The sequence below is a fragment of the Mesorhizobium sp. AA22 genome (genome assembly GCF_001672375.2).
GTDB classification, from domain to species: domain Bacteria; phylum Pseudomonadota; class Alphaproteobacteria; order Rhizobiales; family Rhizobiaceae; genus Mesorhizobium; species Mesorhizobium wenxiniae.
The window spans coordinates 6,201,401-6,213,113 of sequence record NZ_CP048406.1 but is presented as its reverse complement, the minus strand read 5'-3'; the positions used below and the strand labels follow the sequence as shown (position 1 = coordinate 6,213,113).

The 11,713-nt window shown below is 60.2% G+C and carries 6 protein-coding genes and 2 pseudogenes; 4 read left to right on the top strand and 4 right to left on the bottom strand.

Annotated elements, in window-relative coordinates; genetic code table 11:
* Positions 1–26: 26 nt before the first annotated feature.
* From A9K68_RS29370 to A9K68_RS29360, 3 genes and pseudogenes are all read left to right on the top strand, one after another.
* The gene (locus tag A9K68_RS29370) at positions 27–749 is read left to right on the top strand and encodes a B3/4 domain-containing protein (protein WP_176478102.1); all 723 of its coding nucleotides are present in this window, start codon (positions 27–29) and stop codon (positions 747–749) included.
* A 1,340-nt stretch (positions 750–2,089) separates the two neighbouring features.
* Positions 2,090–2,394 (top strand): annotated as a pseudogene (locus tag A9K68_RS29365) (FMN-binding negative transcriptional regulator); the annotation flags it as partial.
* A gap of 326 nt (positions 2,395–2,720) precedes the next feature.
* Entirely contained in the window at positions 2,721–3,563 is an 843-nt protein-coding gene (locus tag A9K68_RS29360; protein WP_065011503.1) for a TIM barrel protein, read from the top strand.
* A 429-nt stretch (positions 3,564–3,992) separates the two neighbouring features.
* Here the strand turns inward: A9K68_RS29360 and A9K68_RS29355 are convergent, their stop codons facing one another.
* The 4 genes and pseudogenes from A9K68_RS29355 to A9K68_RS29335 all read right to left on the bottom strand — a co-directional run.
* A complete protein-coding gene (locus A9K68_RS29355) occupies positions 3,993–4,454 on the bottom strand; it encodes a transposase (RefSeq protein ID WP_065011504.1) in 462 nt (153 codons plus the stop codon).
* Between the two features lie 1,042 nt (positions 4,455–5,496).
* Positions 5,497–5,664 carry a hypothetical protein gene (locus tag A9K68_RS29350; RefSeq protein WP_156768530.1) on the bottom strand — a complete coding sequence of 56 codons (168 nt, stop codon included), beginning with the start codon at positions 5,662–5,664 and terminating at the stop codon, positions 5,497–5,499.
* 448 nt (positions 5,665–6,112) lie between these two features.
* Positions 6,113–7,177 (bottom strand): LacI family DNA-binding transcriptional regulator, encoded by a 1,065-nt coding sequence (locus A9K68_RS29340; protein ID WP_065011499.1) that lies wholly within the window; start codon positions 7,175–7,177, stop codon positions 6,113–6,115.
* A gap of 188 nt (positions 7,178–7,365) precedes the next feature.
* Positions 7,366–8,758, bottom strand: a pseudogene (locus A9K68_RS29335) (dicarboxylate/amino acid:cation symporter); the annotation flags it as partial.
* A 1,157-nt stretch (positions 8,759–9,915) separates the two neighbouring features.
* On the opposite strand from A9K68_RS29335, the gene nifA reads away from it, so the two are divergent.
* Positions 9,916–11,697 (top strand): nif-specific transcriptional activator NifA, encoded by a 1,782-nt coding sequence (gene nifA / locus A9K68_RS29330; protein WP_065008553.1) that lies wholly within the window; start codon positions 9,916–9,918, stop codon positions 11,695–11,697.
* The last annotated feature ends 16 nt before the right edge of the window (positions 11,698–11,713 follow it).

The following is an 11,713-nucleotide window of genomic DNA, read 5'->3' as shown; positions in this document are numbered from 1 at the left end:
TCGCGGCCGGCTTAAAGGAGGAAGCGTTGTTGGATTTTCCGCTGATCGACGAAGAAATAGCAGAGATCGCACCTGACTTTCGCGCAATCAGCATTCTTGTTGATGCAGAGGACAGTGCGCGAGGCGTCATGGCTCGGGACGTGTTGGGAGAGGCTTGCGATTTCGCCCGAGCGGGGGGACCCGCCTGGGGAGAAGCGCACTTGGCCAATTGGGCGGAGGCATACGTCCGGTTCGGCGCGAAACCAAACCGGACGCCGTGCTCGGCGCAGGCATTGAAAAAACGGGTGGAGAAGGATGGCCGCATCCCACCAATAAATCCTGTCGTTGACCTCTACAATGCAGTGAGCCTGCGTTTCTCAATACCCATTGGCGGCGAAAATTTCGATGCATATGTCGGCAAACCGCGGCTGACGATTGCCGTAGGAACGGAGTCCTTCCACACTGTTTTGAATGGGGAAGCGGTCGTCGAAAGCGCTTCCAAGGGGGAGGTCATCTGGCGCGACGATCTGGGAGCTACATGTCGCCGCTGGAATTGGCGGCAGAGCACGCGCACCCGGTTGGAGACGGTGGGCGGCCGCATGTGGTTTATTTTGGAAAGCTTGGCAGCGATGCCGGAAGAGGCGCTCGAGCAGGCGGCTAACATGCTCGTGAGCGGTCTGAGAGAGCTGGCACCAGGGTGTAAGGTCTACAAGCAGGAAATCACCACCGCTAAAGCCTCGGTCGCTAGTCTCGACAGGCGGGTCGGTTGAGGAACGTGCCCGCCCCGATGATAATCGGTTCACTCCAAGCAGTCTGCGTTCCTTTGCGAGCTGGGTCTCCTGGGGCTGCGAAGGTCGATAGGAGGTAACCCCTCTGGCCATTTCGTACAGGCCAGCGGAAGGTGCACCGCATTCATAATTCGAATCGACCCAGTGTAGCCACGGTCCAAAGATGCGCACATCTTCGGGTTGCTGCTTTGATCAATCTCGACGTCAGACGCTCCGGGGCGAGCTTCAGTCCTGGCACTCCGAGCCTTCATACATCTCGTCGCGAAAGCCGGATTAATTCGGATCGAAGCGGTTGCGAGACATCTGCCATGCTTGGGGAGACTCGCTCTCCGCCGAGGGGGATGCGGATTACGATCTATTTCCGCCTGCCTCATCGACGTGTGTGACGACCACGGCAGTTGTGCCCGATCTGCCGTTGGCCGCGTAACACCTGCCGTGCGGCAGTGCTCGATCGCCGACATGACCTTGAGCTGCCGAGGCTGAGCTGGCCTGCATACGCGACCTGATAGGCAGGCCGGGCAGCACGGAGCGATCTCGATCGAGTCGCCGCACGCTCACCCGTCGGGCGAGCTCTCCGCCTCCTTGAAAAGGCTAAGTTCTCGAGCTGACTGGCCTGCAGCATATCTGCGGGTCGAGCCCCAGCAGGACCCGGGTAACTCCGACTTCGGCGCCGGCCTCCAGGCTTGGCGAAGCTGTGACGCAGCGTGTGCCGGCCGGGCCCCTTTACGGGGTTGGCGCTTTTGCAGTCTCGGCGACAATCCGATGGATCTGCAACGTCGGGTAATCGCGTGCTGCCCCGGGAACGGCCAGCCACCGCAACGACGCCCTGCTGCCGCCCGACCTACATGCGTAGCGCAGTCGGCTAAGCCGGCCGGCCGACAGCATGGCATCACGGCACCGGGCGCCGTGCCCCGCTCGATCGGCAGCAGCATGTGCTCTTTGTGACCGTGGGCCATAATGCACTGGCCGCTCCTCCTCCCTTGAACGAGCCGCACGAGATGCGCCATCTCCGGGTAGGTGTCTTCAACAGCACCCCATCAGGGCCGCCAGAAAGGCTGCCCCTGATTCTATCTTTATCGCCGGCAACTCGATCGGTAGCGGTACGCTGGCGACGGCGGAGCCACGGACGGTTGGGCGAAGCCAAGAGATGTCGGGGGCGCAGAAGCCGGAGGGCCTCATTGTTGGACCGCCAAATTGTTAGCCCGATGATCCCCCGCCATGCCACTTCACCAACTGGACGGCTTCAATTGCAACGAACTGGCTGTTTCCAGAGGGCCAGATTGCAAGTATCTGACCTGCAATGCACACAAGGAGTTCCCCCGATGTACACCCCTCCAGCCTTCCGAGATGATGATATCGATTTCCTGCGAGCGAGCGTCCGCGCAGCGCCGCTGGCGAACTTCGTCACTGCCACGGCCCAATGACTTTTCGCCTCGTCACTGCCCCTCTTGCTTGATGAAAGCGAGGGCGAGCACGGCGTGATCTACGGCCAGCTCGCGAAGGCCAATCCGCAGTGCCGTGTTCCGCCGCTGAGCGATGGCTTGGCCACCTTCATGGGGCCGGATGCTTACGTGACCCGGCGTGGTATGCGGCCAAACGGGAAACCAGGAAGGTTGTGCCGACCTGGAAGGGACGCGCTATGATCGCGCTGGGCATCGGCCTCGCTACGAAGAAGCAGCCTGCCACATCAGTTTGGCTCCGGATCGGTTCAGCATCTTTCCGGGTTGGCGCCTACTCTGCGGAAGCAGCTGGATAGCCTCGATCGATCTTCGGTCATTTCGCCTAGCAGATCAATGTTCTCAAGAGGCGCGGTAGTATCCGCTGCGTGAAAGTCGGCTCACAATGAAGCACAATCGTGTGAATAAAGAGCGGGTCAGTTCGATTGATTCGCCTCCCTATGCCGATGATTTCGGCCTCGTAAATCAACAAACGGCAGAAGCCAGTCAGCCGAGAATGGCGGCCGCCTTCATGGAGGAAAGCCTCTCCGTGCGCCAGGCGCCACTTCGGTTTGCACTCGACCACATGGCGACGCCCGGGCTTGACGTCAGGACGTTCTTCGCGCTCGCCCGCGATCTCGGTCTGACCGACGTGCAAATCCGGAATAATCCCTGCAGTAAGGCTGTTGTGCGCGGCAAGCCGCCGGCGGAGGTTCGGTCTGCCGCTGCCGAAGCGGGCGTCACGATCATCTCAGTCAACGCCCTACAGCGGTTCAACGAATGGACTCCCGCCCGCAAGGCCGAGGCCAGCAAGCTCGCCGATTATGCGGCCGCCTGTGGCGCCCAGGCGCTCATGCTAGTGCCGGTGAACGACGGTTCGTGGTCCGCCAATGGCGAGCGCAATGGCAATCTCCGCGTCGCCTTGAAGGCGCTCAAGCCGATACTTCAGTCACGGGGTCTGGTTGGGCTCATCGAACCGCTTGGCTTCCAGACCTCCTCGCTTCGGTCGAAGACCGAAGCGGCTAACGCTATTGCCTGGGTTGATGGCCAGTCCGTCTTCCGGCTTGTGCACGATACATTCCACCACACACTCGCTGGCGAGACGTCCTTCTTCTGCGATCTGACCGGTCTCGTGCACATTTCAGGCATAAACGATCCAACCTTGTGGGTTCACCCGGATCGCCTCCTGGGAGGTTCCGACAATTGCAGCCAGATCCGGGCGCTACTTGATGGCGGCTATACAGGTCCCTTTTCTCTTGAGCTCGTCGAGGAAGTCCACGCGTTGAATGACTCTGCAGGCGCATTTGCCGCCAGCATCGATCTCATCCGACACGGGCTACTGGCGCGAGTGCCGGTCTAAGGCGCGTAGGCAAATTGAGCGGAGAAGTCATTCGAGATGGCTCCTGTGTCCCGCTCATGCAGATGCTTGCCGGATCACCATTGTCAAGACTGGCCATTGGACCGCCTTGGGCGGCCGCGGTAGTTCGATGGGCCCGCAAGGCGAAGGTTGGATCTGATGCGGAGGGCGGCGGACTCTCGGAATTTTCGGACGAAGACCAACTGATGGCGGACAAAGGGGGCGAGTGCGCGAAGCCAACCACAGGTGGTCCTGAGGTGATCTTTTTCTAGGACCGCGGTCGCGCAGCAGCTGCTTCACCTCGGCGGCCTCTCCGGGGTCACCGACGACCGCTTCCTCCGACCAGAACTGCCGATACCAGACCCGTAGCTATGAGCTCTCGATAGCGCGTCGGACAAGAATTCTGGCGCTCCGATCTGCGATTCAGCGTTATTAAAACCCCAGCTTCCTCTTCAGTTCCGCGTTCTCCTTGCGCAGGCGTTCCGCGAGCAGGCTCTTCAGTCGTTTGTTTTCTTCCTCAAGCGCGACGAGGTCCTTCAGATCGTCACCAACCGATGCGGGCAACGCAGGTTTCTTCCATTGATAGTAGGTCTGTTCCGAAATGCCGGCCTGCTTTACGGCGCTCTTGAGGGTGGCGCCGCCACTGATAGACTTCTGTATCAGGGCGAGCATCTGGGCGCGCTCCTTTTCAGAGTAGATCTTACGTCCGGTCCGCACGGTCGCTGCTGGTGCTTCCTCCGCCTGAGACGCCGCATTGGGCGCTTTCCGAGCAGGCGGCCTAGGCTCAGCCTTCGCTTTCGGCGACCGTTTGGCTTTCTTCTTTTGAGGCCCCTCTACCTTGGCTGCCGGTTGCGTTGCAGTTATTTCTGGTTCTGCGTCCAGGGGATTTGCCATGAGATACTCCGCTCGCGGTTTGTGCAAGTGTTCAGCATCAAGCGCTACAACACTTGAGTCAACAGGGCGACCATTTGGCAACTCCATCTCCTCGAGTTCCCTTGTTGTCTCGGCCATTGCTGCGGTAAGATCGACATCGCTCCAGATCGAACGACTCCGTTTTTGAGAACTGCGCTTCTGTCTAATCTCCACCGTGAATGCTCGGGGCTGCCGCCTCATAGGTCGTTCCTTGTGAACACGAATTATGCAGGAAGTCGCGGCAGACGACGGATGAAGGTCTGGCCGCTTCTTCTGTAGCCGAGCTATATGCATCCGACCGCCCGAGCAAGCCCCGCTGGCGACGCACACCCCGGAACAGACCGGTTCCTATGAGCACCTAAGAGCAAGTATGCAATGCCATCTCGGGACCGAGGAGATGGTGGATTCCTGCAGCATGCAAAAGCTATCTCCCGTGTTTTCGATGGTAGCGCGACGGCTGGCATCCGAACTGAAAGGAGCTGCTCAAGAGCTGCGATCCAATCTGCGCTGGCAATGCAGGACGGCATACCTCCGAAGGCCGGTGCTACCGACGCTAGCCTGCTGATTAAAAACATGAACCGACATCGGTTGGCGCCGAAGAACGGACAGCTGCGCAGAATTGGCGAGCGGGGAGAGGCGAGGGCACGAGCCGAGTCGAACTCGCATCGAGCGTCGTCCGGCAGCGGCAGAGCATGACAGGCTTCTTCGACAAGAACGGAGCCTGACCGAAGCTACTCGTCGCCGCAGTCGTTGCTGGGGCGACCCTTCTTTCACGAGTACCGCGGCGGCGGCCGCCTGGTCGGAACGTCGTCCCGGTACTGACCGAGTGAATTTTGCGGAGCCACGCAGCGGCGTCGTGCGCAATCGGGAAAGCCAATATAGGCTTGCCCTGGGCAGCACGTTTTCGTGGCCCGCGGAGTGCATAAATTCCCCGAGCCTTCACCGGGCCGCTATACCTCTTGGGAGCGAGTTTGCCACGCTCACGATATGTCCGGAAAAGTTGTTTCCCCTTTCACGCCGAGCTTCAAGCCGCTTCACTTGTGTTCGCCTCCTCCTGAAGGCCTGCCAACCCGCTTTTCGGTTCGATCGATGGCGCGTTCTCAAGGCCGATCATGGCCGTGATGTCGACGGTGAGGTTTGGGAATGCTGAAGGACGCACGCCTGGTTGCCTCTCCGGCAGCCAGGCGATCACGGGGGACTTCGCTGAGCCATTAGCAAGCATTGCTGCAAAACGGCGCCAAAACTGCCCCCGACCGGCCTCGGCGTCGCCCGACCATTAGTGAGCGGTCCGACTCTGGGCAACGCACCGCTCCTGTTCGGAACACCGCATGAAGCGAAAGAGCCATTTTGGTGGGCCCGTTATGCTTCGTCCAGCAAACGATCGGCGGACGCGAGCAGCTTGTGAGGGATGCAGCCGAATGCAGCGCTGCTCCCACAACTGGCGAAGCTCCTTTGTAAGAGCTTCACGCTTAGCTTCATCTAACGTGATTGAATTGAGGAGATCCCCCAGCACGGCTTCGGCCTCGATCTGAATGAGCAGAGCGTACACTTCATTTGAAATGCGCACACTGTCCCGAGTGGAGTGGACTGCGCGGGCATTTATGAAAGGAATGTCGGCCATGGCGATAGATCACATCATTTCAGATGTTTTCCGGCAGATAGATGTCAAACGGGAGAAATGTCTGCCCCGGCGTCTCCGCGGTGCCGGTCCTGATGGCGCGATCCATCAGCAACATCAGCTCCTGGCAAAGTCGGCGCAGTGGCGTCGCCACCGCCATCGTGATGATGTCGTCCGCGAGGGCCTCCCGCGACTCCGGCGTGATTTCATTCACGATCGCGACGAGATCCTGGCCTTTGCCCTCTTCCCGGAGCGCGGAGATAGCCCCCTCCATGCCACCGCCGGCCATGTAGAAGCCGACGAGCTCAGGTTCCCGCTGCATAAGATCCAGCAGCGCCTCGTAGGTGATCTGTCGCTTCTCAAGATTGACGAGCGTATCCAGCACCTCGAATGCTGGCTCGTTCTCACGGAAATAGGAACGAAACCCGCTTTCCCGCAGCTCATGACCCTGGAAACGGTGGCTGCCGACAAACACGGCCACCTTGCCAGACCGTTTAGCGACCTTGGAGAACATCCAAGCTGCCGTCCGACCGACGCTGCGGTTGTTGAGACCTATGTAGCCCTCGCGCACGCCGGCGGCGAAGTCAGAAAGTAGCGAAAAGACCGGGATGCCTTTCGCCTTGAGCTCCTCGACTGCTGCCGTGATCTTCGGGTGATCTGGCGCCACCATGGCGATCGCGTGGCATCGGCTACCAAGATCCTTAAGCAGTGCCGTCAGATCCCCAGGCAAATGTGACGGCGCGAATTCGATGAGCGGAATGCCGTGGAAGCAGTGGGCCGAACTGACCGACGCCTCGACCTCGCGCGCGAACTCCTGGTAGAAATGCTGGGCCGGTTTCCTCAAGATGAAGCCCAGCCGGTAGCGGGGCAGGTCCTTTCCCATGCGCTGTTTGATAAGTCCCGCAGCATGATAGCCGATCGCGTGGGCCGCGTGGTGGACGCGACGCGCGGTCTCCTCCCGCACCGGAAGGCGAGCGTTCAGCACCCGATCGACCGTTGCCACGCTCACCCCCGCTTCGCGGGCGAGATCGGCAATTGTAGGGCGCTTTGCCGTCGCTCCGATTTTGATCGGCTGGCGCTCCGTCATCCGGTGCGTGCCGGCGACGGATTGGGGCGGCAAAGTGGTTTCGGCATCCTCCCCGATCGACGGCCTATACATTGATCAGCGCTCCAGGCGCACCCGGGCGCGTCTCGGTCTGCGGTCCGTTTCCATAGGGCGTGCATGTTTCTTGTCCTCACCGCATTTGATGCTTCTGATCTGTGGCCCGCGAACCGCTGTTTAGACCCGGCGAGCCGATTGTTTGGTGGCTGATGAGCCGGCGACTTGGCTGGTCGCGCTGCAGCAATCTTGCTGGGGCGCGTGGTCGGTTTAATCTCTCGGCAAGCTCCCGTAGAAGGCAGCTTTCATGCGCGTTTCGTCCAGTTCGCCTTCCCAGCGGGCGACAACCAGCGAGGCCACCGCATTGCCGATTACGTTCGTCAGCGCTCGGCATTCGGACATGAAGCGGTCCACGCCAAGGATGAGGGCCATCCCAGCAACGGGAACGCTTGGTATTACGGAGAGCGTAGCAGCCAAGGTGATAAAGCCGGCCCCTGTTATACCTGCGGCACCTTTCGAGGAAAGCATCGCGACAAGCAATAGGAATATCTGATCGGGAATCGACAAGTGCGTGTTCGTTGCCTGGGCGATGAAGAGGGCGGCGAGCGTCATGTAGATATTGGTGCCGTCCAGATTAAAGGAATATCCAGTCGGGATAACGAGACCCACGACGGAACGCTTCGCGCCGGCGTTCTCCATCTTCGCGATGAGCGAAGGCAGTGCGGCCTCCGAGGAGGACGTTGCCAGGACCAGCAGCAGCTCTTCCTTGATGTAGCGCACGAGAGAAAAGATCGAGAAGCCGTTGTATCGGCAGACCGCGCCTAGAATCCCGAATACGAAGAGGAAGGCGGTGAAATAGAACGTCGCGACCAGCATAGCGAGGTTGGCCACCGAACCGATCCCATATTTGCCGATGGTAAAGGCCATGGCGCCGAAAGCGCCGACGGGCGCGGCCCTCATCAGAATGCCGACCAGCTTGAACACCGGCGCGAGGAGCGCCTGAAGCAAAGAAAGCACAGGCTTGCCCGTGTCGCCGACCATCGCCAGAGCGATGCCGAACAGCACCGAGAAGAACAGGACCTGCATGATGTCGCCTTCGGCGAAGGCACTAACGATCGTCGAGGGAATGATGTTCATCAGGAAGCCGGTCACCGACTGCTCGTGGACCTTGGCGGCATAGCCCTTCACGGCCTGGGCATCGAGCGACGCCGGATCGATATTCAGGCCGGCACCCGGCTGAACGACATTTGCGACAATGAGACCGACAATCAATGCGAGGCTCGAGAAGGTGAGAAAATAGATCATTGCTTTGCCGGCGACGCGGCCGACCTTCTTGAGGTCATTCATACCGGCAATGCCGGTCGTCACGGTTAGAAAGATCACCGGCGCGATGATCATCTTGACGAGCTTGATGAAGGCATCGCCGAGCGGCTTCAGGCTCTCGCCGACGTCCGGGTAGAAATACCCAACTGCGACACCGAGTGCGATGGCGGTAAGCACCTGAATGTAGGGCTGGGCGCAGAAGGCCTTGCGGGGCGCAGGACCCGCGCTTCGGATTGGTGAAACCAACAGCTTTTCTCTCCCTGACCGGGTCGCGGTGGGGTCTCCTCCCTCCCGCGCTTCTCCCATCGCGGCGCTCCGGTCACGCGCTGCTGGCATGTCGACAGCAAGTGTCGTGCCAAGTGAAGGCCCGCGCCCAATAAGGTATTCCTCCGCTCGGTGAGGCAGCCTCAGTAAGGGCGGGTTGTGCGAGCTTCCGCACTGTTGCCGTCATCTCGGGCGAAATCCCGCACTAACGCCAGCTTTGCACCCATTGCTTTAGCCTGACAGCCACCAGTCGCTAACTCTGGCATCCGCTGTGCTCGCTCGCTTCTTTGTCGCATTTGCGACCCGGCCGGGCACGGAAGTGGAGGATTCCCTACACGAGGCTGGCTCTTACCGCGCTCCCGCTGCAGCCGTGGCATCCCGACGGGTCGTCGATAAGACCGAATGATTCACCGGACCTGGCGCGCATCAGTGCGACTCAGAAGATGCTTCATAGCGCGAACACTTTGGCCGCTCGACGACACTTCGGGCCGTAGTGTCCGACGAGCCGCCCTAACGCCGACAGCATCCCGGAGGCGTCGACCTCCGTACACTCACCGCGCGGGGCATCCATGAACACGCCGGGGTAACTCTGCCGTTCGAGATCGATCTGTCGGCAAATCTCAGTTGATGGAATTCTATCATGTTCTCCTGCTTTCCTTTCAGAAATGCGAGGAAAGCTCGGTTGACTAGCCATCCTCGTTCCCGCTCTGTAGGGCAACGTGTGGTTGCGCTCCGGAAGCCTGAACCGCGCCTCAGTTCAGTAAGGGATAGCCAAGCCATGCATCAAGCCTTGCCTCCGGCGTCTTCCGGGCTTGCCCCTCGTCAGGCCCTGACCGACGCCCAAAACCGTGACCCACACGTGATCTTATGCAAGGCAGTATGTCGCCTGCGGAACTCTGGCGTCCTCCCGCCGACACATCACGACTACCCGCATCAACGTCTCAAGCGTTCCGGTAAGCGGCTCTCACCCGTAAGCAAGTGCGCCAATCATGCTGCGGCTCGCGGTGCGAAGACATTCTTGTTGGTGCCGGCCATCGGTGGCTCGGGCCCTGATGCCATCTGATGATGCGTTTACGCCGGGGGACATCGCAGATCCAGATGGCGCGGCGTTGCTGTCGCGGCCCAAGATCGAGGATGACATGTCAGATCAGGACAATGGTCGCCAATCTGAAGACAGTGCTGAGCAGACTTCGTCAAGCTGCACATCATTGCACGACACCAAAAGGGATGACTCGGAACCCGCCATTCTGCCGTCGCGCGCGAGCGCGCTTGCCGGCATCTACGAAATTTCGAAAGCGCTCACCGCCCCCTCCGGGCTCGAGGTCAGGCTGGCCAAGGTTGTAGACCTGCTGCGATCGTTTCTGCAGATGAGGCACGGCATCATCTCTCTTTTCGACGGTGATGGCGAACTGGAGATCATCGCAGGCGCCGGCCGGACCGAGAGCTGCAGTGAGCGCTGCCGGACGTACCTGCCACGAAATGCAATCGACCAGGTTTTGGCGACGGACAAGCCCCTGGCCACCGAGAACATCGCGGTTCATCCGGCTTTCGCCGCCGACATGGACGTGCTCGGGGCTTCCGACGGCATACCAGTGTCCTTCGTCGGCGTTCCCATTCGCGTCGATGCAAATGTCGTGGGCACGCTGACCATCGACCACGTACTGCACCATGGCTCAAGAGTTTGGCTCGATTACAGCCTCTGTCTGCTCCCGCTAATCGCCAACCTGGTAGGGCAGGCAGTGAAGTCGCATCGCTCTTTCGAGGGCGACCGCGAACAACCAATGGCAAAGCAGGACTCCCTGCCAAAGCAGAAGCGCCTGGCCCCGCAGCGTAACACTCACGTGGAGGGGATGATTGGCGACAGTTTGGCGTTGCGCGGTCTGCTTGAGAAGGTCGCGCTCGTAGCCAAGGCCAAGATTGCGGTTCTGTTGCGAGGCGAATCCGGTACCGGGAAGGAGCTGGTCGCCAAGGCTATCCACGAGTTGTCCCCGCGCGCCAAGCGGCCCTTCATCAAACTCAATTGCGCGGCGCTACCCGAGACTGTGCTGGAATCCGAATTGTTCGGCCATGAAAAGGGTGCATTCACAAGTGCGTTCAACTCGCGCAAGGGGCGCTTTGAGCTCGCCGACAAGGGGACATTGTTCCTAGACGAGATCGGCGAGATTTCGGCCTCGTTCCAGGCAAAGCTCTTGCGCGTGCTGCAGGAGCAGGAGTTTGAGCGGGTCGGGGGCAACCAGACCATTAAAGTCGACGTCCGCATCATTGCCGCTACGAACAAGAACCTGGAAGAGGCAGTTGCCAGAAACGAGTTCCGTGCCGACCTCTACTACCGCATCAGTGTTGTTCCCTTGCTGGTGCCGGCGCTTCGCGAAAGGCGCAGCGATATTCCGCTCCTCGCAGCTGAGTTTCTCAAGAATTTCAACGATGAGAATGGCCTTATGTTGACCTTCGATCCGAGCGCGATCGAAGTACTGGTAAACTGTGACTTTCCCGGCAACATTCGCGAATTGGAAAACTGCGTGTATCGGACCGCGGTTCTGGCGGCGGGGCCATCAATCGGGAAAGATGACTTTGCATGCTGCCAAGACAAATGCTTCGCCGAGGCGCTGCATAATTGCAGACTTGGCAAAGTCGCGCTGCAACCCTCGCCGATCGGGCCGCTACCATTGGTTCGGGCCATGCCGCCGGCTGCTGGGGTTAGTTCTGCCGCCGTCCCACCGCCGTCAGCGACCGAAGGGCAGCCGCCGCTGGACCCAGTCGGGGTAGTCCACTCTGCGAGAATGGCCGATGCCGAACGTGTCATCCAGGCGATGGAGAGATGTGGCTGGGTCCAGGCAAAGGCGGCACGCCTGCTCGGACTGACGCCGCGCCAGATCGGCTACGTGTTGAGGAAATACGGCATCGAGATCAAGCGTCTTTGAACAAATCACCGAGCCG